Origin of the sequence: Acidovorax sp. sif0632 (assembly GCF_019218805.1) — a bacterium.
Lineage (GTDB): Bacteria > Pseudomonadota > Gammaproteobacteria > Burkholderiales > Burkholderiaceae_C > Acidovorax > Acidovorax facilis.
The window spans coordinates 931,028-953,776 of the sequence record NZ_JAHUWW010000001.1; the positions used below are offsets into that span (position 1 = coordinate 931,028).

At 66.0% G+C, this 22,749-nt stretch carries 18 protein-coding genes; 7 read left to right on the forward strand and 11 right to left on the reverse strand.

What is annotated here, in order from left to right; genetic code table 11:
• Complete coding sequence (locus KW832_RS04220; protein ID WP_218298586.1) at positions 1-639, forward strand: glycoside hydrolase family 25 protein; 639 nt, start codon at positions 1-3, stop codon at positions 637-639.
• Positions 640-696: 57 nt separating this feature from the next.
• Positions 697-2,445, forward strand: a complete 1,749-nt coding sequence (locus KW832_RS04225) for a hypothetical protein (protein ID WP_218298585.1) — start codon at positions 697-699, stop codon at positions 2,443-2,445.
• Positions 2,446-2,719: 274 nt separating this feature from the next.
• Here the strand turns inward: KW832_RS04225 and KW832_RS04230 are convergent, their stop codons facing one another.
• The 7 genes from KW832_RS04230 to KW832_RS04260 form a co-directional block, all read right to left on the reverse strand.
• Positions 2,720-5,071 carry a CHASE2 domain-containing protein gene (locus KW832_RS04230; protein ID WP_218298584.1) on the reverse strand — a complete coding sequence of 784 codons (2,352 nt, stop codon included), beginning with the start codon at positions 5,069-5,071 and terminating at the stop codon, positions 2,720-2,722.
• Between the two features lie 42 nt (positions 5,072-5,113).
• Entirely contained in the window at positions 5,114-6,877 is a 1,764-nt protein-coding gene (locus tag KW832_RS04235) for a FecR domain-containing protein (RefSeq protein ID WP_218298583.1), read from the reverse strand.
• A gap of 80 nt (positions 6,878-6,957) precedes the next feature.
• The gene (locus KW832_RS04240; protein ID WP_121507291.1) at positions 6,958-7,656 is read right to left on the reverse strand and encodes a response regulator transcription factor; all 699 of its coding nucleotides are present in this window, start codon (positions 7,654-7,656) and stop codon (positions 6,958-6,960) included.
• A gap of 97 nt (positions 7,657-7,753) precedes the next feature.
• Positions 7,754-8,818 carry a formylglycine-generating enzyme family protein gene (locus tag KW832_RS04245; RefSeq protein WP_370628602.1) on the reverse strand — a complete coding sequence of 355 codons (1,065 nt, stop codon included), beginning with the start codon at positions 8,816-8,818 and terminating at the stop codon, positions 7,754-7,756.
• 8 nt (positions 8,819-8,826) lie between these two features.
• Complete coding sequence (locus KW832_RS04250) at positions 8,827-9,090, reverse strand: hypothetical protein (RefSeq protein WP_218298582.1); 264 nt, start codon at positions 9,088-9,090, stop codon at positions 8,827-8,829.
• Between the two features lie 251 nt (positions 9,091-9,341).
• Positions 9,342-10,646: a tryptophan--tRNA ligase gene (locus KW832_RS04255; protein ID WP_218298581.1), complete on the reverse strand. Its 1,305-nt coding sequence runs from the start codon at positions 10,644-10,646 to the stop codon at positions 9,342-9,344.
• A 35-nt stretch (positions 10,647-10,681) separates the two neighbouring features.
• Positions 10,682-11,350, reverse strand: a complete 669-nt coding sequence (locus KW832_RS04260; RefSeq protein WP_218298580.1) for a site-2 protease family protein — start codon at positions 11,348-11,350, stop codon at positions 10,682-10,684.
• 279 nt (positions 11,351-11,629) lie between these two features.
• On the opposite strand from KW832_RS04260, the gene KW832_RS04265 reads away from it, so the two are divergent.
• Positions 11,630-12,787 (forward strand): methyl-accepting chemotaxis protein, encoded by a 1,158-nt coding sequence (locus KW832_RS04265; RefSeq protein ID WP_218298579.1) that lies wholly within the window; start codon positions 11,630-11,632, stop codon positions 12,785-12,787.
• A 147-nt stretch (positions 12,788-12,934) separates the two neighbouring features.
• On the opposite strand, the gene KW832_RS04270 is transcribed toward KW832_RS04265, so the two are convergent.
• Positions 12,935-13,570: an L-threonylcarbamoyladenylate synthase gene (locus KW832_RS04270; protein ID WP_121420991.1), complete on the reverse strand. Its 636-nt coding sequence runs from the start codon at positions 13,568-13,570 to the stop codon at positions 12,935-12,937.
• Between the two features lie 18 nt (positions 13,571-13,588).
• Positions 13,589-14,458 (reverse strand): 3',5'-nucleoside bisphosphate phosphatase, encoded by an 870-nt coding sequence (locus KW832_RS04275; RefSeq protein WP_055393474.1) that lies wholly within the window; start codon positions 14,456-14,458, stop codon positions 13,589-13,591.
• Positions 14,459-14,734: 276 nt separating this feature from the next.
• Here KW832_RS04275 and KW832_RS04280 point away from each other — a divergent pair, with 276 nt between their 5' ends.
• Both KW832_RS04280 and KW832_RS04285 read left to right on the forward strand, forming a co-directional pair.
• The gene (locus KW832_RS04280) at positions 14,735-16,543 is read left to right on the forward strand and encodes a methyl-accepting chemotaxis protein (protein WP_218298578.1); all 1,809 of its coding nucleotides are present in this window, start codon (positions 14,735-14,737) and stop codon (positions 16,541-16,543) included.
• A 164-nt stretch (positions 16,544-16,707) separates the two neighbouring features.
• A complete protein-coding gene (locus KW832_RS04285) occupies positions 16,708-16,932 on the forward strand; it encodes a 4-oxalocrotonate tautomerase family protein (protein WP_055393469.1) in 225 nt (74 codons plus the stop codon).
• 348 nt (positions 16,933-17,280) lie between these two features.
• On the opposite strand, the gene recJ is transcribed toward KW832_RS04285, so the two are convergent.
• Together recJ and KW832_RS04295 are read right to left on the reverse strand one after the other, a co-directional pair.
• Entirely contained in the window at positions 17,281-18,996 is a 1,716-nt protein-coding gene (gene recJ / locus KW832_RS04290) for a single-stranded-DNA-specific exonuclease RecJ (RefSeq protein WP_218298577.1), read from the reverse strand.
• Complete coding sequence (locus KW832_RS04295) at positions 18,993-19,949, reverse strand: phosphoglycerate mutase (RefSeq protein WP_218298576.1); 957 nt, start codon at positions 19,947-19,949, stop codon at positions 18,993-18,995. The genes recJ and KW832_RS04295 overlap by 4 nt, the downstream gene beginning before the upstream one ends.
• A gap of 346 nt (positions 19,950-20,295) precedes the next feature.
• Here KW832_RS04295 and KW832_RS04300 point away from each other — a divergent pair, with 346 nt between their 5' ends.
• Positions 20,296-21,549 carry a lipoprotein-releasing ABC transporter permease subunit gene (locus KW832_RS04300; protein WP_121422572.1) on the forward strand — a complete coding sequence of 418 codons (1,254 nt, stop codon included), beginning with the start codon at positions 20,296-20,298 and terminating at the stop codon, positions 21,547-21,549.
• Positions 21,542-22,231 carry a lipoprotein-releasing ABC transporter ATP-binding protein LolD gene (lolD, locus tag KW832_RS04305; RefSeq protein ID WP_121422573.1) on the forward strand — a complete coding sequence of 230 codons (690 nt, stop codon included), beginning with the start codon at positions 21,542-21,544 and terminating at the stop codon, positions 22,229-22,231. Before KW832_RS04300 ends, lolD begins: the two co-directional genes overlap by 8 nt.
• Positions 22,232-22,749 lie beyond the last annotated feature (518 nt).

The following is a 22,749-nucleotide window of genomic DNA, read 5'->3' on the forward strand; positions in this document are numbered from 1 at the left end:
ATGACAGTCCAAACCCGTGGCATCGACGTCAGTCACTACCAAGGCAACGTCAACTGGCCCAGCGTGGCTGGCAGCGACGTGGCCTTCTGCTTCATCAAGGCCACCGAAGGCATTGCTTATGTGGACCCGCTTTTCCGCGCCAACTGGACGGGCAGCGCGGCCGCAGGATTGCGCCGCGGCGCCTACCACTTCGGCCATGCTGGCAGCGATGCAGTCGCCCAGGCACAGTTTTTCTACAACACGGTCAGCGCCGATGGGACGGTGGGGCCTGCGGATCTGCCACCGGTGCTGGATCTGGAAACCCTGGATGGGCAAAACCCCTCCGAAGTCCTGCAGTGGGCCCTGGCATTCCTGTCCGAGGCCGATGCGCTATTCGGGCGCCAGACCATGGTCTACACCGACACCGGCTTCTGGCAAGCGCTTCAGGCGCTGCCTGGTTGCCAGGTGCTGGCCTCTCGCCCGCTGTGGCTGGCTGCGTACTCGGCCTACCCGCACGTGCCGCCGCCCTGGTCGTCCTGGACGTTCTGGCAGTACAGCGATGGCTCCTCCAAAGGCGGCAGCCCGGTGGCGGGTGTGGTGGGTGCCGTGGACCAGAACTGGTTTGCAGGCTCGGAGGCGCAGCTTGCCACGCTGGGCTGATGTCGTTTGTTTGCCGAGAAGGGCAACGGCCCAATTTTTCCAACAGAAGGAGTAGCCATGAACACCGAATCAATCACGATCATGTTTTCCGATAACACGGGTCTTCAGGCGACTGATGGAACAGCCTATGTGGCAGGCTGGATCAACGCAGCGCCGAGCGGGGCGTTTCAGTTTCAATTTCTCGGGAGCGGTGGAGCATTCGTCGCGGCGCCCTCGGTGCTGCCGATTGCCGTGCTCGCGATACAGGCCTGGCAGAGTACCGGTATCGACGTCAATCCATCCGCTACTCCGGTGACGATTGCGTATGTGGGCGGTGGTTGGAGTGCGGACCCCGACACGAATAGCGGACAGCTCTACGATGCGGCCGGTTGTCCTGATCTCAATGTTCCGACCGATCAGACGCAGTACCCCATTGTCGGTGTGCCGATGGGCGGACTCATCGGCAGGATTGGCAGTACAGGTTCACCGTTCTTCATTGGCAGGGGGCCGTATTTGATGCCATCGACCTTTCCCAGTGGCGAGCTCCAACTCTGCATCAACGATGATTTGACGGGTGCATATGGTCCTGGCTTGAAAGACAACAGCGGCAGCGTGAGTGTTGCGGTCTTCAACCAGGGGCTTGCTTTCCTTGAGATGTCCTCGGTTCCGAGCATTGCGCTTACGACGGCAACCAATGGCAACGAACGGCTGGTCTTCGCTGTCGCTCCGACTCAGCCGGCACCTTTGCCAATTTACGCAGCCTCACCACCGATAGCGACTCCACCGCCCGTTGCCCCCACGCAAGCGGTCCCGGCATTTGCCGTGATGCAGTATCCGCCGCCGCCCTACGGCAATCAGCCACAGCCTTCACCTCCCGGACCGTTCGATTTCTTCGAGTTCGGTTACAACGCGGCAGCCGATGTCAGCGCCGTGAATGGCTTTGGCCTCAACCTGTCGTTCAGCTCCGCAGGCGAGAGTTTCGGCGTGGACCCCCGCATCAGCCGCGCGACCATGGCAGGTGCGTACACGGACTTCATTGCCAAAGAGGGCGCGAGCGCAGCAGCCTATGGCGAACTGCTGACGGTCGGTGCGCTTGGCTCCAGCTACACGCCGCCCACGGTGAAGGGCGAGTTCTTCGCTATCTCTGATCCCAGCGACATGCTGATCGCGAAACAGGCGGCAGGGGTGCTCGACTCCGATTCCCTCGCAAGTTACTGGGACGCAACGCTGAACGCTTTCTTTGCGGTGAACAGTTACCTCAGCATTGATCTCAGTGGCGACGGCACGAATGTCTATACCGGGCAGTGCACGATGCAGAGCCTCAACACCGTCAGCACAGCGGCCTATACGCTCTCGAATGGCACGAACACCTACACGTTCTACCAACCGCCGCAGGGCCTTCAGAGTGCGCTCTATGTTTTCCAGCAGGCGTTCAGCCAGTACCAGGAGGGAGGATCCGGCGGCGATGCCGGGCTGCTGCAGATGAACATCTGGGAAGCGTTGTGCAGGGGCGTTGCGGTGGCGGGAGTTGCGACCCAGAGTCCCCCTAGCGGCTTCTCCACCACCGCCTGGAATGATTCGGCACAGTGGTACGGTGCAGGTTCAACCTGCAACTACTATGCCAAATTCCTTCATTGCGCGAATGCGCAGGGCGAGGATGCACGCATCGCAGGCAATGGCCCCCCCATCTTCCTCGGCGGGGCGGCGTATGGATTCAGCGCCGATGAAAATCCCAACGGGTCGTACAGCGGTCCCAATGTGCCCTCCAAGACACAGGGCAATGTGGCGCCGGGCTCGACCGTCGCGATCACGCTCGGCCCCTGGTAGGGAGATGGCAAGGCCGAACCCACCGCAAGGGGGGGGCTTCGCACGGTCGCTGCCAATGAAAGTGGCCCGTGCCCGTCATTGCGAGCGCAGCGCCGTCTTGGTCTGGATCGGTGCGGCCTGTAGGTGGGGTGATTTTCTGTGCGAATTCATGCACGCGAGCGGTCGATTTACCGATTGATTTCGGATAAAAATTGGCTCTGGCGCTTTATGGTCATGAATTAATTGCTATAAAAATCGTAGCAATTCTGGGGTTTGCGAGTTTTGCCTCCTGGAGTCAGGCGCCCAGGGGCAATACCAGCCTGAACTCCGCCCCCCGTCCCACATCGCTGTCCACTTCCAGCGTTCCGCCGTGCCGGTGGATCACGGTGTGCACCAGGGCCAGCCCCAGGCCCACACCGCCGATGGCGGGGTGGCTGCGGTCGTGCAGCCGCTGGAAGGGTGCGAACAGCTGGCCCTGCAGTTCCGGGGCGATGCCGGGGCCTTCGTCGCGCACTGACACGTTCCAGTGTGCCCCCCGTTGCACGATGGAGCACTGCACCGTGCCTTCTTCCGGGCTGAACTTGACGGCGTTGTTCAGCACGTTGGCCAGCGCGCGGGACAGCAGGGCGCGGTCTCCCACGGTGGGGGCGGTTTCCGGCGCGGTGGCGATGGTTACCTCCACGCCCCGGTCGCGGGCCAAGGCCCAGATGTCGTCCACGGTTTCGGCCAGCACGGCCACCAGGTCCAGCGGCGCCATGCGGTATTCCTGCGACTCGGCGCTGGCGAGCTTGACGAATTTTTCGGCCATGCCCAGCGACGCGCGTGCATAGCGCTCGATGCGCAGCATCAGCTCGTCATCCGGCATGCGGCCAGGGTAGGCTCGCTGCATCTCCAGCAGCGTGAGGATGGATGCATTGGGTGCACGGATGTCGTGCGAGATGAAGTTCATCGCCTGGTCGCGCTGCAGCTGGGCGCGGCGCATGTCCGTCAGGTCCACCAGGGTCAGCAGCCAGCCGGCCTTGGCCAAGTCGGTGAAGGGCTTGCACAGCACCAGCAGGTTGCGGCCCTGGGCATCGCGGCCTTCGCTCTGTTCGGGCATGTGGTGGTTGTGCAGTTTGTCCTGCGTGACCAGGGGCTGGCCGGTGCCGGTGTGCACCAGGTCGTGCAGCAGTTCGACCACGGACTGGCCCTGCAGCGGCACCTGAGGGTCTCCGCCCACGTGCCGGCGTGCCGCCATGTTGGTGAGCAGGATGCGCCCCTGCGGGTCGCAGACGATGGTGGGGGAGGGCAGCTGCTGCAGGCTTTCGCTTACGAAGTGGTGCAGGTCGCGCAACTGGCGCGATGCGCGTTCCACAGCATTGATGCGTTTTTCCAGAAAGTCACCGGAATCCCCGGGGCGTTGCTGCAGCCGCATCGACAGGCCGTCGCGTTGCAGGCGCTCCATCTCCAGTCGCAGGAAGTGTGCGGCTGCGCTCAGGCGCCGCCAGCTCCACAGCGGATAGGCCAGCACCAGCCCGGTCAGAGCCGCAGCGGGTGCGAACTGCAGGCCTATCCACGAAGGCAGGGCCACGCTGAGCAGCAGGGTGACCACGCCCAGCGCTGCGCTGGTGAGCAAGGCCACGAAGGGGCCCAGCAACAGCAGAGCCAGCAGCGCGCACACCACGGGCGCCAGGTTGAACAGGGTGTTGAGGGCGGTGGCGGCAGGCTCGATCCGCACGCCCGACAGGCGGCCGTCCAGCACCTGGGCCACCACCTCCACGCCGGGCATCAGCCGCGATTGCTCGCTCACGGGTGTGGCAAACATGTCGCCCAGGCCCGAGGCCGCAGCGCCCACGATCACGTACTTGCCGCGAAACGCATCTGCCGGCACCTGGCCGCGCAGCACATCGATGTAGGAGTACATGGTGAAGTGACCAGGGCCGCCGGCATAGGCAATCAGCGTGCGGTCAGCGTGTTGCCAGGGGCCACTGCCTGGACGCTCTGTGGCTGCAGCGCCATCGGCCACCGGTGCGGCGCGCGCTGCATTGCACTGGGGCGATTTGTGTGATGCGGATGTGGAAGCGGCCACGCATTGCAGCGCCATGCTGAAGTGCTGCCAGGACGCGGCGGCGGGTCCTTCCTGCAGGTAGAGGCTGCGCACCACGCCGTCGTTGTCGGGGGCCACATGCACATGGCCCAGGCCGGCTGCGGCGTCTGCAAATGCGGGCCAGGGCAGGTCGGCTATGTTGGCTGCCGGGCCGTGACCGCGCCGCAGCACCGGAAGCACCACCCGCCCACTGCGCCGCATGGCGTCGGCCAGCAGCACATCGTCCTCGGGGTAGTCCAGGTCTTCTTCGTTGAACAGCACGTCCATGCCGATGGCGCGGGGCTGCTGTGCCGATACGCGCGCGATCAACTCTGCGTGCAGCGCCCGGCGCCAGGGCCAGCGGCCAATGGCCGCGATGCTAGGGTCGTCGATGGCAACGATGACGATGTCGGGGTGTGCGGGGCGCGAAAGCAGGCGCAGGCCAGCGTCCTGCACCAGGTGGTTCATCCGGCTCAGGCTGTCGGCGGTGCTGAGCCAGGCCACCAGCCCCAGCAAGGCGGCGGCCAGAAGGCTCCATTCCAGGCGCCGCTGCTGGCCCCGGGTGCGTCCGGCGGTGATCATGGGCTCAGAACCCTCGGGCTCGGGGCAAACGGCGTGCGCGGCTCAAGGGCGTGCCACGGGCTGGCCGTTCGAGGTGGAGACCGGCAGACCCGAACCCGTGCTGATGCCCGAGCCGACCCGGATCTGGCGCGGCGGCGAAAAGTCGCTCTGCAGCCCCGTGGGATCCAGCACCTGGATGCGCACGAGGTAGTCGCCTGCAGGCAGGTTGCTGGCGGTCCATGCAGGGGTGTCGAGCTGGGTGTCGAGCACGACCTTTTCAAACGCCAGGTCGTTGGCTGGGGCCAGTTGCAGGCGGAACCGCTGGCCAGGCTGCGCGGGCCAGTGCACCCGCACCGTGGTGTCGCCATCCTGCGCTTGCAATGACTGGGGCGACAGCGTGGCGGGGCGGTCTGCCACCGAGAAGGGCTGGGGCGGGGCAAACGGACCTTGGTCGGCCTGACTGCTCGGACTGTTTGGCAGCTGCAGCAGGCTGGCCGCACGCCAGAAGTAGTTGCCTACCGGCAGCGTGTTCAGCGGCAGGCGGCATTCGGTGAGGCGTTGCTCGTCCAGCACGGGCTGGGTGAACTGCGCATCTCGGGCCACCTGCAGGCGGTACCAGGCCACACCGGGCACCTGCGTGCACCGCAGCTCGCCCGTGCCGCTGGCCAGCACAGCGCCGGGCGCAGGGTGCTGGTACAGCGGGGCCACGGGGCGCGTCTTGACCACAAAAGGCTGCACGGCAGGCACACCGGGGATGCCCGCGTCGTCCAGGGCGCGCACCGACAGGTAGTATCGCCCGTCTTCCACGGCTTTCCAGCGCAGCTGACCATCGGCAAAACTGCCGTGGCGCAGCACCTGGGTGAAGTCGGCGTCCTGCGCCACCTGGGCCTGGTAGCGCGCGGCGCCCGGCAGTGGTGGCACGTTGATGGCCAGAATGCTCGCATCGCTGAGCATGGCAGGGACGCCCGATGTGTCGGGCGCCACCAGCAGCGGGCGGGGTGCGCCCACGCTGCCATCGGCCGCCACTGCCAGCCCTTGCCCCGGAGCCAGCATCGAGGCCGCTGCCGCAGACGAATTGGATGGGCCAGTGGTTTCTTGCTGGCGGGACTGTACGGCCACCGAGCCGCTAAGCACCGATGCGGTGGTCTGGCCCGATTCGCCCATCGCAACGCCAAAGTGGGTGCCGCGCACACTGGTCACGGCCAGGGGCGTGCGCAGCTCAAAGCGGCGAAAAGCCTCGGCATTGGGTGGCACGCTGGATTCCACCGCACCGCTGCGCATCTCCAGCACCGACTGCAGGCTGCCCGCACGCCCCCGGCGGCGCAGCTGCCGCAGTAGCAGTTCGGACTGCGCCTGCACCCGCACCACCGTGCCGTCGGCCAGCTTGACGGAGACAAAAGCATCCGGCCCCACCTGCAGCGCGGTGCCCTCTTCAAGCTTGCCGCCCTGGGTGACGGGCGCCGGTGCGTCGCCCGCGCGGGCTTGGGCGGTGACCGTGCCGTGCACGAACTCCACCGTGGCCGACTCGGCGGGTTGCAGGTGCACCGGAATCCACACCACCGAACCAGGCACCAGGCGCCGGGGGTTGGCCACCTTGTTGCGGGCCTGCAGCAGCGGCCACTGCCGGGGCGCGGCCAGATAGGCCTTGGCCAAGCCTTCGAGCGTGTCCCCTTCCTGCACGGTGTGGGCAATTTCATCGCCCTGCGGCGTGGTGGCGGCAGGGGGAGCCGCCTGGGCGCTGGTGCCCGCCACGCTACCGAGGAAACCCAGGGTGAGTGCCGCGCTGGCGCGCAGGGCCCAGCGGGGGCGGCCGGTGTTCGTTGCCACGTGAAATCTCCTTCGTGCCGCTCGGTGCAGGCGGGCTGGCGATGGCATGCCGTGAGGATGCCGCCGTTGATAGTTGGGGGTCAGGCCCTTCGCTGGGCCTCAACAGCTTCAAAACGGTAACCCACACCGTAGACCGCCGAGACGATGAAGCCGTTGGCGGGCCGCAGGTCCAGCAGGGTGCGCAGGCGCGAGATGTGGGTGTCCAGCGAGCGCGACATGACATCCGCCACCTGGCCCCAGACGATGTCCTTGAGGTGGTCGCGCGACAACAGTCTGCCCATGTTCTGAAACAGAAACAGGGCGAGATCGTACTCGCGGTTCTTGAGCTCCACGGGCACGCCGTCAATTTCGATGGACCGGGTTTCGGACAGGAAGCGGTAGCGCCCGAACTCCACCACGCCCCCCACATTGGCTGGGTAGGCCCGCCGCAGCAGGGCCGACACGCGGGCATTGAGCTCGCCAATGCGCACCGGCTTGACCATGAAGTCGTCGGCGCCACTGCCCAGGCCTTCGACGATGTCGCGCTCTTCCTGGCGGTGCGTGACGAACAGGATGGGCAATTGGGTGCCCACATTTTTGCGCACCCAGCGCACCACTTCAGGCCCCGTCGTGTCTGGCAGGTGCCAGTCCACGATCAACAGGTCAAAGGTCTCGCGGCGCATCTCGCGCAGGAAGTCGGCACCGTTGAGGTGGGTGTGGCAGACGTGGCCCATTGCCTCCGTGGCCTGTTTGATCAGATCCAGCTGGAGCGCATCGTCGTCCAACGCGGCTATGCGCATGGTTTTCTCCCCTGTCGAAAATGCAATTGCGGATTATTCGCGATAACCGCCGTCTGCGCTGCTGCGCACCGGCCTACCGCCCGGCAGTTGACATTTGTTAACGCTCTCTCGTTCGCCGCGACCGGGGAAGGGGCTGGGGAGAGATTTCGCGCACCAGCCGCATGCCGACCAGGGTGTACCGGGTTTGCGGGCTGTTCCAGTTGCGGTAGCCGCAGCGGGCATAAAACGACCAAGTGTGCCACGAGCCCCCCCGGCGCACGCGCACGGTGCCGTCTGCGGGGCCTTGTGGATCATTGCGCGGGGAGTGCGCATAGTAGGTGTCCCCGTGCCAGTCCGACACCCACTCCCAGGCATTGCCCAGCATGTCGTGCAGGCCAAAGGCATTGGGCGCATAGCTGCCCACCGGGGCGGTGAAAACATGGCCGTCGCTGCCCGCCAAGGCGTGCTGCTGCCAGCGGGGCCACAGCGGGGCGACCTCCTGGTCAAAGGTGTTGGCGGTGTGCAGCAGGCCCTGCGGGTCGTCGCCATGCGGATAGCGGGTGCGGGTGCCGGCGCGGCAGGCGTATTCCCATTCGGCCTCGGTGGGCAGGCGGTAGTGGTGGCCTTCGGTGCGGCTCAGCCATTGGGCCAAGGCCTGGGCGTCGTTCCAGGTGACGTTCACGACGGGATGGTCTTGCCCCTGCGCAAAACCCGGGTTGCGCCACGAATAGCGAGGGTCCCGGCCCTCAAAGGCATCGCCGCGCTGGGTGGTGGCGGGGTCGTACTGCGCGTTGTAGCCGTAGCCGCCCGTGCCATCGGCTTCCGATTCGGGCTGGTAGCCCGAGGCCTCCAGAAAGCGCTGGAACTGCCCCACGGTGACCTCGTGCCGACCCAGGTAGAACGCCCGCCGGATGTGCACCGTGTGCGCGGGGCCTTCATCGGTCAACTCGGAAAAGCGCCTGGCCTCCAGCGCCGGGTACGCGCGTGCCAGGGTATCGGGCGGCTCCACGCCCCCCATCGTGAAGCGGCCCGCCGGGACCTGCTGGAAGACCATGCCCAGGCTGTTGGTCCAGGTGGCGGGGGCGGTGTTTTGCGCAGGCCCCGCATGGGCGCAGGCGCAGACCAGCACGGCTGTCAGGGCCACCCCATGCGCCCTGAGGGGGCGCCGCAGAAACCAGACCATGGCAGGGATCAGGGTTGGCGGTCGGGGGCTTCGCTCACGCATTCAAAAACTAGGCGCGAGCCATCGTTGCGCAGCAGCTTGGGGAACAGCGCCAGCCGCTGGCATTCGCGCGTGGCCGCTGCATAGGCGGGCGACGTGTCGGTGCCGTACACGGGCACGCTGAAGGTGCGGTCACGGCCCGATGCCATGGGCCCCGAGGGGTGGTGGGGGCTGGTAGTGTTGCAGCCCGCCAGCACGGCGAGCACGGAGAGGGTGGCAACTGGCAGTTTCATGGGAGTCTCCAAGAACAGAACGGACAGTTTACGCACAAGGCCCACGCCGACAGCGTAGGCGCATTGCGCACACACCACAATCTTCCGTCGCGGCCCAGGCGGGTATTCTGCGGATTCACCCTGGAGGTGAATATTTGAATGATTTTGGCCACTAGCGCTTATTGGTAAAGCGCGAGCAGCTATCAAAAAGTGACCGCTTCCCCCCAGCGCATTCCGACCCCGGATCCCGCCTTGGACAGGGACAAAGCGGTTTACGCGATGGCTGCAGCCTCTGCCAGCGCCTGCAGCGCGGCGACCACATCGTCGGCGCTCACGCCCTCCATCGGTGCCAGGCGCGGTGCCAGTGTCTGCAGTGCGTCCGGGTCTTTTTGCAACTGGGCAATGGCCTGGCCTGCTTCCTTGGGCGCGTCAAAACCGGTGCTTTGCAGCAGCAGGCGGCCATCGGCATCCACCAGCTTGAAGTAGAACTTGCCGTCGGCTTCGCGGTATTGCTTGAACGAAGGCAGCGCTGTCTTCGCGGCCTTGACGGGCTTGGGCGCCGCAGTGGCCTGGGCCAGACTGCGCAGGCCCACAGCGGCGCGCAGCTCGCGGATGAACGGCGTGGCCAGCGCACGGGCGCGTTCGGCACCGGCCAGCAGGGTCTGCTCGATGCGGGCGGGGTTGTGGATGAGTTCTTCGTACTGCGCACGCATGGGGGCGATCACCTGGTCCACACGTTCGAACAGGGTGTTCTTGGCATCACCCCAGGCAATGCCGTCGGCGTAGGCCTGGCGCAGCGCGGCGGTTTCGTCGGGCGTGGCAAACGCCTGGTAGATCTGGAACAGCGCCGATCCCTCGGTGTCCTTGGGCTCGCCGGGTGCGCGCGAATCGGTCAGGATTCCACCGATCAGCTTCTTGAGCTGTTCGCGCGAGCTGAACAGCGGGATGGTGTTGTCGTAGCTCTTGCTCATCTTGCGCCCGTCCAGGCCGGGAAGCGTGGCCACATGGTCGTCAATGGCGGCCTCGGGCAGCACGAAGTGTTCGCCATACAGGTGGTTGAAGCTCGCAGCCATGTCACGCGCCATTTCGATGTGCTGGATCTGGTCGCGGCCCACGGGCACCTTGTGCGCCTTGAACATCAGGATGTCGGCGCCCATCAGCACGGGGTACATGAACAGGCCGGCCGTCACGCCGTCGTCGGCATCGCGGTCGGCGGCAGTGTTCTTGTCCACGCTGGCCTTGTAGGCGTGGGCGCGGTTGAGCACGCCCTTGCCCGTCACGCAGGTCAGCAGCCAGGTCAGTTCGGGAATCTCGGGGATGTCGGACTGGCGGTAGAACGTGACCTTCTCGGGGTTCAGCCCTGCGGCCAGCCAGCTGGCGGCGATCTCCAGCGTGGAGCGCTGGATGCGCACCGGGTCTTCGCACTTGATGAGCGCGTGGTAGTCGGCCAGAAAGTAAAAGCTCTGCACGCCGGGCGTGAGGCTGGCGGCCACCGAGGGGCGGATGGAGCCCACGAAGTTGCCCAGGTGGGGTGTGCCCGTGGTGGTAATGCCGGTGAGAAAACGCGTGATGCTCATGGGAAGGATGTCAGCAAGAAACGGGGGGAGAAGAATTAACGCAACAGTGCTGTGAGCGGGGTGAGCAGAAACTGGATGACGCCGTAGCCCAGCGACATCAGCGGGCGCAGCCACAGCGTGCCCACCACCCCAGCGATCACCAGGCCCATCACAATGAAAAAGCCCCAGGGCTCGATGCGAGAGACCATGTGCGCCTGTTTCCAGGGCAGCAGGCCCACCAGGATGCGCCCGCCATCCAGCGGCGGCAGCGGAAACAGGTTGAACGCCCACATCACGAGGTTGACCAGCACGCCAGCGCGGGCCATCTCGATGAAAAAGCGCTCCTCCAAGCCAGAGCCCACCAGTGCCACCAGCAGCACGGCCCAGCCAATGGCCTGGATGAAGTTGGACGCCGGGCCCGCCAGCGCCACCCAGACCATGTGTTTCTTGGGATTGCGCAGGTTGCCGAAATTGACCGGCACCGGCTTGGCATAGCCAAACAGGAAGGCTCCCGAGGTCGCAAAGTACAGCAGCAGCGGCATCAGGATGGTGCCCACCGGGTCGATGTGTTTGATCGGGTTGAGGGTGATCCGGCCCATCATGTACGCGGTGTTGTCGCCAAAGTGGCGCGCGGCGTAGCCGTGGGCTGCCTCGTGCACGGTGATGGCAAACAGCACCGGCAGGGCGTAGATCAGAACGGTTTGGATGAGATTGGAGATGTCCACCCGGTGATTGTCTCAGACGCCCGCCACCCCAGCCGTTGCCGGGGCGACCCGCGCGGAGTACACGGCATGCCGGTGGTGGGATGACTGGCGCACAACAGGACTCGGGCAAGTGGCTCACCCCCAGGCAAGGCGGTTGTTGCATCCCGATTCGCGCAAGTTCTATGTGGGATGTACGTATGCCGAGGGCGCCCGCAGTGCCGTGATCATTGCTAGCATCTGACAGTTGCCCCCGGGGCGACCCAAAAAACCAAAACAACAGCCCTGGAGAGGCACAACATCATGTGGAACAACCTGAAAATTGGAACGCGCCTGGCCCTGGCGTTTGGCGGTATGGCACTGCTGGTGCTGCTGTTAATGGTCATGGCGCTGGCTGGCATCGGCGGGGCCGAGCAGGCACTGCAGGGCGCGCCTGTGACGGCGCCCCAGGCCCAGGCAGCACAGGCGCACCTGCAAAGCGCCCGGGCATGGATCATCGGCTGCAGCTGTGTGGCGTTTGTGCTGGCGCTGCTGGCTGTGTTCAGCCTGCGCATGAGCATCGTGGCGCCGCTCAACCAGGCCATCCTGATTGCAGAAACCGTGGCTTCGGGCGACCTGAGCCAGGAATTCAGCTCCGATCTGCAGGGCGACTTTGGCCGGCTCCTGAACGCCCTGGGCACCATGGAGGACACGCTGACCGACCTGGTGTCGCGCATCAAGCAGGACGCCGATGCCATCAGCGCCTCTGCCGCAGACATCGACCATGGCAACACCGACCTTTCCCGCCATGCGGAAGACCAGGTCTCTTCACTCACCGAAACTGCTGCCAGCATGGAGCAGCTGACCGCCACCGTGCGCCAGAACGCCGAGCGCGCCCATTCCGCCAGCGACCTCGCGGTGAAGGCCTCGGGCATTGCAGAGCAAGGGGGCGCGGTGGTGGGCGATGTGGTGTTGACCATGCAGGCCATCAGTGGCAGCTCACGCAAGATTGTGGACATCATCCAGGTCATCGAAGGCATTGCCTTCCAGACCAACATCCTGGCGCTCAACGCGGCGGTGGAAGCCGCCCGCGCGGGCGAGCAGGGCCGGGGCTTTGCCGTGGTGGCCAGCGAGGTGCGCAATCTGGCCCAGCGCAGCGCGGTGGCCGCCCGCGAGATCAAGGCGCTGATCAGCGCGTCGGTCGAGCAGGTGGAAAACGGTGCTGGCCAGGTGGGCAAGGCGGGCAAGACCATGCAGGAGATCGTGGCGGCCGTCGGGCAGGTCAGCGCACTGCTTGGCGAAATCTCCCACGCCCTGCGCGAGCAGAGCGATGCCATCAGCCATGTGAACGGCGCCGTGTCGCACATGGACGGCTCCACCCAGGAAACGGCTGCGCTGGTTCAGAACGCGGTTTCTACCGCCACCTCGCTCACGGCGCAGGCGCGCGATCTGGAGCAGGCTGTGGGTGCGTTCAAGTTATAGCCCCCCTGAGCGGCTGCGCCGCTTCCCCCTCAGGGGGACGCCACCGGTGGCCTGGCAAAGCCAGTTCCACGGTGGCGCTGGGATGGGGCCGCGCCAGTTGTGGAGGCCCCGGGCAAGCGCTATGGCAGTCGAGGTGAGGAGCTGCGGCTACAACCCCAGCGCCTGCAAGCTACCCCGACCTTCGCGCACCACTTCGGGTTCGCCGCCGCTGCCCATGGGCGTCAGGTCCACCACGGTGGTGGGTTCCAGCGGGCAGGCGCCTGCGTCCACGATGGCGTCCACCAGCTTTTCGTAGCGTTCGCGGATTTCCTGCGGGTCGTTCAGGGGCTCGGTCTCGCCGGCCGGGATCAGCGTGGTGGCCAGCAGCGGGGCGCCGTGCAGCTCCAGCAGCAGCTGCAGGCCCTTGCGGTCGGGTACGCGCAGACCGATGGTCTTGCGCGAAGGGTGGCTCACGCGGCGCGGCACTTCCTTGGTCGCTTCGAGGATAAAGGTGTAGGGCCCGGGCGTGCCCAGCTTGAGCAGGCGGTACTGGCGGTTGTCCACGCGGGCATAGTTGGCCAGTTCCGACAGGTCACGGCACAACAGGGTGAGGTGGTGCTTGTCGTCCACCTGGCGGATGCGGCGCATGCGATCGACGGCATCCTTGTCGTCCAGGTGGCAGACCAGCGCATAGCTGGAATCGGTGGGCACGGCCAGAATGCCGCCCTTTTGCAGCAGCATGGCGCCCTGCTTGAGCAAGCGCGGCTGGGGGTTGTCGGGGTGGACTTCGAAATACTGGGCCATGAAATGGTGCGTCTCGTCTCAAACGGCAGCGGGGTGCCGGATGCGTTCAGCCAGCAGTTCCCAGACCGGGGTGAGCTGGCCGGGTAGCAGCGGCAAGGTCCCCAGGTCGGTGTGGGACTCGTCCGGGCTGTGGAAGTCGCTGCCGCGTGAAGCGGCCAGCCCAAACTCCTTCGCCATCGCGGCGTAGGTGACATATTCGGCTGCGCTGTGGCTTCCGGTGACGACTTCCACCCCGCGCCCGCCGTGGGCCTTGAATTCGGAAAACAGCGCAAATTCTTCGTTGGCACTGAACTTGTAGCGCGCCGGGTGGGCAATGATGGCCATGCCGCCTGCCTCGGTGATCCAGCGCACGGCGTTGCCCAGCGACGCCCAACGGTGCGGCACATAACCAGGCTTGCCTTCGATGAGGTATTTGCGAAATACCTCGGAGGTGTCCTTGCAGACCCCGGTCTCCACCAGAAAGCGGGCGAAATGGGTGCGTGAAATCAATGCCGGGTTGCCTACGAACTGCAGCGCGCCCTCGTAAGCGCCCGGAATACCCGCCTGGGCCAGTTGTTCGGCCATGTCCTTGGCGCGTTCGCCGCGCCCACCGCGCGTAGCGGCCAGGCCCTCGGCCAGTCGGGTGTCGTTGGGGTCGAAACCCAGGCCGACGATGTGGACGGTGGTGTCGGCAAAGGTGACCGAGATTTCGACGCCCGTGAGGTAGGCCATGCCCTGCGCATGGGCAGCGGCGGCGGCGCGGTGCTGGCCGCCGATTTCGTCATGGTCGGTGAGCGCCCACAGCTCGACACCGTTGGCTTTCGCGCGGGCGGCCAGATCCTCCGGGGTCAGGGTTCCGTCGGATACCACGGAATGGCAATGCAGGTCGGCGTTCAATATGGATGTCACCGTGCCATTTTAGGGCTTGTACCGATATCGCGCGCCACCGCGCGACCCCTGTGCCGTCGTGGACGGGTTCCCCGGAGTCCTGCCAGGTGCCGCTGACCCCCGGGTGGGCCGTCCTGTCACCTTCAGCACCCTGGGTGCGGGTTTTTCCCGGGAAAAAGAGGGCAGGGCAGTGCCTGGGCTGGCGTAGGCTTGTGGCCTGCTGTTGACGCAATCGGATGTTGCGTGCCGCGCGTTGGCCGCACACTTACATTTCCAGGTCCACGAGGAAAAAGAACCATGCAAATCGACAATATCCGCGTTTCGCGCAAGCTGTGGGGAGCATTCATCCTGCTGATGCTGGCCATGCTGTTGATCTCCGGCTTCCAGCAGTACCGGGCCAACAGCTCCATGTCGGCTGCGATGGACCAGGTGGTCGAGATCGAAGAGCGCATCTCGGCGGCCATACGCTGGCGGGGTGCCACAGAAACCGCCGTCAATATGGTGATGGGAGGAGCCGTCACCACCGACGCGGTGCTGGCCCAGCAGTACGACGCCAAGGTCAAGGAAATCATTGGCGGCATCAACAAGATTCAAGAGGGGATCGTGGCCGGTGCCACGGCGCCCGAGGAAAAGGCGGCGCTCGACAAGGTGCTGGCCGAACGCAAGCTGGTGCTGGCCGCCACCGCCAAGACCTGGGAGCTCAAGGGCGCGGGCGATGGCGTGGCCACCCAGCAGTTTGCCGACAATGAACTCACCCCCATGGTGGCGCGCTACCTCAAGGCGCAGGATGATTTTGTTGCTGTCCTGCAAAAGCGCCGCGAGGAGATCCGGGCCGAGACCACGCAACGGCGGGTTGCCTACGCCATCCAGGGCCTGGTGGTGTCGGCCGTGCTGGTTGTGGTGGTGCTGCTGCTGGCCTGGAAGCTGGTGCGCTCCATCACCGTGCCATTGGACGAGGCGGTGGAAACCATTGACGCCATCGCCGCTGGCGACCTCACGCGCGAGCTGCAATCCACCCGCAAGGACGAGTTCGGCCACATGCTGAGGTCCCTGTCGGCCATGTCCACCCGCTTGCGGGGGGTGGTGAGCGAGGTGCGGGTGGGGGTGGATTCCGTCTCGTCGGCCTCGATCCAGATCGCCAACGGCAACCACGACCTGTCGGCCCGCACCGAGCAGACCGCCTCGAACCTGGAAGAAACCGCCGCCAGCATGGAAGAACTTACGGCCACGGTGAGCCAGTCGGCCGACACCGCGCGCCAGGCCAACCAGCTCGCGGGCACGGCGGCCCAGGCGGCGGCGCGCGGCGGCGAAGTGGTGGGCCAGGTGGTCACCAGCATGCAGCAGATCACCGACAGCAGCCGCAAGATCAGCGACATCATCGGCGTGATCGACGGTATCGCCTTCCAGACCAACATCCTGGCGCTCAACGCTGCTGTGGAAGCCGCCCGCGCGGGCGAGCAGGGCCGGGGCTTTGCGGTGGTGGCCAGCGAAGTGCGCAGCCTGGCTGGGCGCAGCGCCGAGGCCGCCAAGGAGATCAAGAACCTGATCAGTGCCTCGGTGGAAAACGTCGAGTCGGGCTCTGCCCAGGTGGCCCAGGCGGGCCAGACCATGGGCGAGATCGTGGCCAGCGTGCAGCGCGTGAGCGACCTGATCGGAGAAATCACGGCATCTTCCTCCGAGCAGCGCGACGGGATCGCCCAGGTCAACCAGGCCGTGACGCACCTCGACCAGATGACGCAACAAAACGCGGCGCTGGTGGAGGAGTCCACCGCCGCCGCAGCCTCGATGCGCGACCAGGCCCAGCGCCTGGCCGAGGTGGTGGCGGTGTTCAATGTGGGCGCGATGGCGGTTCGCGCACCGGCAGCGCCCCGCCCGGCTCCGTCTGCGGCGCCCCGGCCAGCGCCTGCGGCCAGAACCGCCCTCGACAACCAACCCGCAGCACCCAAGGCAACCAAGCCGACCAAGGCACCCGCCGCCGCTCGCTTGGCACCACCGGCCCCCGCCGCTGCACGCCCCGCTGCCACCCCTGGCCCATCGGCCGCGCCCGCTGCACCTGCGCCCCGGGCTGCAGCCAAAGGCGGAGATGACGACTGGGAAAGCTTCTAAAGGCCGCTGGGTGTAGTGGTTATTGCTATTAAAATGATAGCTATCTGCGCTTTTCTATCAAGCGCTGGCGGCCAAAAAGGCCCTTAAGTTTTTGCACCGTACCCCCGAGGCAGCCCCGGCTGCCTTTGTCTTTGTTTTTTTGCGATGGACGAAAGGATCTGCCCATGCCCCTGGTCAACATCCGCCTCGCGCGGCGCGAACTGCCCACCACCGCAGCCCAAAAGGCAGCCCTGATCGCCGGTGTCACCCAACTCATGCAGCAGGTGCTGGACAAGCGCCCTGACAGTGTCACCGTCATCATCGACGAGGTGGACCCTGAAAACTGGGGCCAGGGCGGCGAGCCGGTGACGGTGATCCGCCAGCGCAGCAAGGGCCCTGCGCAGGCCTGAGCGGGGTGGGGCCTTGCCCTAGGGATGACCTGCACAACTCCCTGCGGTCTGTGATAGCGCGGTCTCGGGTGGTCCACTGCGTTGCTTTTCTTGCCAATAGCGCGGCTATTGACTGCAAAAAGATGCCTTGTGCCCCATCCCGATCCGCACTACCACCGCCTCGCGAGGGTTATGCAGGTCATCCCTAGGAGTCTGTCGGACTTGGAAATCGTCGGCTGCAAATTGACCTCGGCGGTCCATTTTCCACCGTCTTTTTGCCCCATAGCTCGGCTATGGGGCTGCAAATCAGGCAAAAACTGTCCTCGCTGGGGCCAATTTTCGCTTCGACGCTCCAAGTCCGACAGACTCCTAGATCTGAGCCCCCTCGACCAAAAACTGCACCTTCCGCTCGCCTTTCCACTCGTTCACATCGAGGCGAAAGGCTAGCAGCACGCGCGCGGGCAGTTGCTCGGTGTGGCCGAACCAGATGGCGTCCACCGGGTTGCCCTGGTGCATGAGCTTGATCGACAGGTGATTTTTGGCCTCGCCCACCAGGCGCTGGCTCACGATCTGCACTTCCTCGCTGAAGGTGGGGGGCGCAAAGCCCTGGCCCCACACCTCGTGGTGCAGGGTGTCCACCATGTCGGCGCGGCAGTATTCCGGGGCCAGCGGGCCGTCGGTCTCGATGCGGCGGGTGAGGGTGGCGGCGTCCAGCCATTCCTGGGCGACCCGGGCCAGCGCCTGCTCGAAGGTATCGAACGAGTCTGCGTCCACCGTGCAGCCGGCCGCCATGGCGTGGCCGCCAAATTTCAGCAACACGCCCGGGTGGCGTTTTGCCACCAGGTCGAGCGCGTCGCGCAGGTGAAAGCCGGGGATGGAGCGGCCGGAGCCCTTCAGCTCGTGCTCCTTGCCCGGCGCGCTGCTGGCCGCAAAGACAAAGGTGGGGCGGTGCAACTTGTCCTTGATGCGGCTGGCCACGATGCCCACCACGCCTTCGTGGAAGTCGGGGTCGAACACGCTGATGGCCGGGGGCGGTTCTTCGTCTTCCTGGAACAGGCTTTCGGCCATCAGCATGGCCTGGTCGCGCATGCCGCCTTCGATCTCGCGGCGCTCGCGGTTGATGCCGTCGAGCGTGCCCGCCAGCTCGGCGGCGCGGCCTGCGTCGTCGGTGAGCAGGCATTCAATGCCCAGCGTCATGTCGGCCAGGCGCCCTGCGGCGTTGATGCGCGGTCCTAAGGCGAAGCCAAAGTCGAAGGTGGTGGCCACGGGCGCCTTGCGGCCGGCAGCGGTGAACAGCGCGGCTACCCCGGCGGGCATCTGGCCTGCGCGGATGCGCTTCAGGCCCTGGGCGACCAGGCGGCGGTTGTTGGCGTCGAGCTTGACCACGTCGGCTACCGTGCCCAGCGCCACCAGGGTGAGCAGCGGGTCGAGCTTGGGTTGGGTGGCCGCGTCAAAAATGCCGCGCGCCCGCAGCTCGGCGCGCAGGGCCAGCAGCACGTAGAACATCACGCCCACACCGGCCATGGACTTGCTCTCGAACGTGCAGCCGGGCTGATTGGGGTTGACGATGGCATCGGCCGTGGGCAGCTCGGGGCCGGGTAGGTGGTGGTCGGTGACGACGACCGTGAGGCCCAGCGCCTTGGCCTCGGCCACGCCGTCCACGCTGGCGATGCCGTTGTCCACGGTGATGAGTACGTCGGCGCCGCGCTCGGCCACGCGGCGGGCGATGGATGCGGTGAGGCCATAACCGTCCGTCACGCGGTCGGGCACGAGGTAATCCACCTGTTGAGCGCCCAGCAGCCGCAGCCCGCGCACGCCCACGGCGCAGGCGGTGGCGCCGTCGCAGTCGTAGTCGGCCACGATGACGAGGCGCTTGTTCTGCGCCATGGCGTCGGCCAGCAGGCGCGCGGCGGTGTCAATGCCTTTGAGGCCCGCGGGGGGCAACAACCTGCCCAGGCCGTCGTCCAGCTCGTCCTTGGCACGCACACCGCGCGCGGCATACAGGCGCGCCAGCAGCGGGTGCACACCGGCCTGTTCCAGCGCCCAGGCGGCACGGGGGGGAATGTCTCTTGCTACTATTTTCATAGCTTATCGCGCTTGTCTGTAAAGCGCTGGGGCCTGAAAAGGCTTTGAAAACGCTGGGCCAGGGTGCGGGGGGCGGTGTGGAAGGCCAGCGTGTTGCGCTCGCCGCACAGGGTCAGTTGCACCGGCTCGCCGCCTTCGGACTTGCGCAGCAGATCGGCCACCGGGCCTGCGTCCAATGCGGTCCACGCGGCGGCCCAGGCGCGCCAGTCCTCGTTCAGTGCCGCATCGCGCAAGGTGGTGGGCACCGTCGGCGTGGGGAGGGCAGACGGGGCAGGGGTGGGAATTGGGCCGGTGCCATGCACCCAGAACGAGTTGATCACCGGCAGCCCGCGCTCCGAGCGCTCGTCGTTGAAGGCGTGGGTGTAGAGCAGCATCTGCATCTCGCTGTGCAAACGGTGCAGGGTCCGGGCCGCCTTGGCGTCCGGCATCCAGGCGCGCACATCGCGCTGCAGCACGCGCTCCAGCGAGGCGGTAGCCAGGTCGGCAAACAGGGGGCTGGTGGCCAGCCAGCGTGTGGGCTGGTCGTAGTGCAGGGTGATGCCGTCTTCGGCAAACCAGGGTGAGACGATGGCCAGCAGCGCGCGCGACGCGGCTTCATCCAGCGCGAGGTGCTCGGGGTTGCGCAGCGTGACGTGGTCGGTGCTGACCTGCCACTGGCAGGGCGTGACAAACGCCCAGGCGTCACTGTTGGGTGACTGGCCTTGCTGGTGGCGGTGCCACGCGGCCCAGGGGATGCGCCCGTCCTGCGCTGGCAGTCCCAGCGCGCGCGCCAGGGCGCGTTCGTGGGGGGCGGAGAAGCTGGTCTCCTCGCCGCTGTCACTGTGGGTGGGATGGGGGCTGAGCCGGGCCAGAAGCCGGTCCAGGTGGGGCAGGGTCAGGCCCTGCAGGGCTTGCTGGCATCCGGTGGCTGCGCTGGCGGCGTAGGGAACGAGCAAATGGTTGGTGTCCGACATGGCTAGAGCGAGTGGAACACTTTTACGTGCCCACGAAAGCCGGGGAAAGGCCCGGCAACAAGGCGCAGGACGCGCAGCGGTTGGGATACCGCAAGCGGACTGCAACGCAGTGGCCGGGCCTTTCCCCGGCTTTCCCGAAGGGTTGGGCCTCCAGGCCAGCGCTCGCGGCGTTGCGGACCTTGCCAAGGCATCCAGCCTTGGCAGCGGTCCGCGCCTTGCGATCACTGGCCTGGAGGCCCAACGTGGGTATGTAAAAGTGTTTCACTCGCTCTATTGTCCGGGATGCCACAATCTGGCCGGCCTGTGGCGTGCATTCCGCACTCTGCAGTGCCTTCTTTCCTTATCCATGCAAATCCCCTACGAACTGGCCCTGGGCTGGCGCTACACGCGCGCGGGCCGCGCCACGCGGCGCAATGGCTTCATCTCGTTCATCTCGGGCGTGTCCATGCTGGGCATTGCGCTCGGGGTGGCGGCGCTCATCATTGTGTTGTCGGTGATGAACGGCTTTCAGAAAGAGGTGCGCGACCGCATGCTGAGCGTGGTCTCGCACATCGAGATTTTTGCGCCCCAGGGCGCTGCGTTGCCCGACCCTGCGCGCACGCTGGCCGAGGCGAAGCAAAACCCCAACGTGGTGGGCGCCGCACCGTTCGTGGCCGCGCAGGCGCTGCTGGCGCGCGGCGAGGACATGAAGGGTGCGCTGGTGCGCGGCATCGACCCGGCGCTGGAAGGCGCCGTGACGGACCTGGCCGCCACCAACGAAAAGACACTGAATCTGCTGGTGCCCGGCGAATTCCGCGTTGTGCTGGGGGGCGAGCTGGCCCGCATGCTGGGCGTGCGCGCTGGTGATGTGGTCACCCTGATCGCGCCCGCAGGGCAGGTCACGCCGGCGGGCGTGGTGCCGCGCCTCAAGCAGATGACCGTGGCGGGCACGTTTGATTCGGGCCACTACGAATACGACTCGGCCCTGGTGCTGCTGCACCACGAGGATGCGCAGCGCATCTTTCGCCTGGAAGGCCCCACGGGCGTGCGCCTGAAGCTCAAGGACCTGCACCAGGCGCGCGAGGTGGCCCAGCAACTGGCGGGCAGTCTGAGCGGCCAGTTGCTCATCCGCGACTGGACGCAGCAGAACCGCACCTGGTTTGCGGCCGTGCAGCTCGAAAAACGCATGATGTTCATCATCCTCACCCTCATCGTGGCGGTGGCGGCGTTCAACCTCGTATCGACCCTCGTGATGACGGTGACCGACAAGCGCGCCGACATCGCCATCCTGCGCACCCTGGGCGCCAGCCCCAAGAGCATCATGGGCATCTTTGTGGTGCAGGGCGCCATGGTCGGCGTGATCGGCACGGCCGTGGGCCTGCTGCTGGGCCTGGGCATCGCGTTCAACATCGACGTGATCGTGCCCGCCATCGAGAAGGCGCTCAACGCGAGCTTCTTGCCCAAGGACATCTACCTCATCAGCAAGATGCCGAGTGAACCCCAGAGCAGCGACATCATGCCCATCGGCATCATCTCGCTGGTGTTGGCTTTTGTGGCCACCCTGTACCCCAGCTGGCGCGCCAGCCGTGTGAACCCCGCCGAGGCGCTGCGCTATGAGTGATCAGAAAGTTGGAGTGGTGGTATTGGAGGCCAAGGGCCTCACCAAGCGATTCACCGAAGGCCGCCTCGATGTGACGGTGCTCAAAGGCGTGGATCTTCAGATCCGCGCGGGCGAAACGCTGGCCATCGTCGGCGCATCGGGCTCGGGCAAGAGCACGCTGCTGCACCTGCTGGGCGGGCTGGATGCGCCCACGGCAGGCACCGTGCGCCTCAAGGGTGAAGAGATGTCTTCGCTGTCAGCAGAGCGCCAGGGCCAGCTGCGCAACCAGCACCTGGGTTTTATCTACCAGTTCCACCACCTGCTGCCCGAGTTCAGCGCGCTGGACAACGTGGCCATGCCGCTGCGCATCCGTCGTCTGCCGCTGGCGCAGTGCCATGCCGAGGCTGAGCGGGTGCTCACCTCCGTCGGTTTGAAAGAGCGTCTGATGCACCGGCCCGCCGAGCTATCGGGCGGCGAGCGCCAGCGTGTGGCGATTGCGCGTGCCTTGGTGACGCGGCCCGCGTGTGTGCTGGCGGATGAGCCCACGGGTAACCTGGATCGCAGCACCGCCGACGGCGTGTTTGACCTGATGCTGCAGCTGGCGCGCGACCAAGGCACGGCGTTTGTGATGGTGACTCACGATGAGTCGCTGGCGGCGCGGTGTGATCGCGTCTTGCGGCTGGTGTCTGGGGTTTTGGGGTGATTTTGGACCCTGGCGCTTGTCTGGAGAGCGCGGGGTGCTATTGTTTTTGTAGTCTTGTGGTGCCCTCCTGTCCGTTCGGGCTGAGCTTGTCGAAGCTTGTTCTTGCTGGTTGGGACAGCATGCTTGGGTTGAGTGCGGAGGCCGGTAGTCGCCCGGCATGCGAGTAACTTTCTTTTGCTTCGCCAAAAGAAAGTCACCAAAGAAAAGGCGACCCCCAGTCTGCGACCCCTGCGCTTCGCTACGGGGCAAACCTGCGTCGGGGCGGTTGCGGGGTGCGCCGCAGAACTCACTGCGCGCCTGCGGCGCTCCGCTCGAACAACTGCGGCGAGTCAGAGCACGAAGCATGGGCGCTCCGACGCCCATGCCACCCCGCAACCGCCCCGCCGCAGGCGCAGCCAGCAGGGGGTTGGGCACCCGAATATCCAACAGCCGAACAGCCACACGGGCCTTTGTTTCGCTCGGCCTCACCTCGCGGGCGCAAGCGCCACGCGCTGCACAAACTGGGCCGAGCGAAGCAA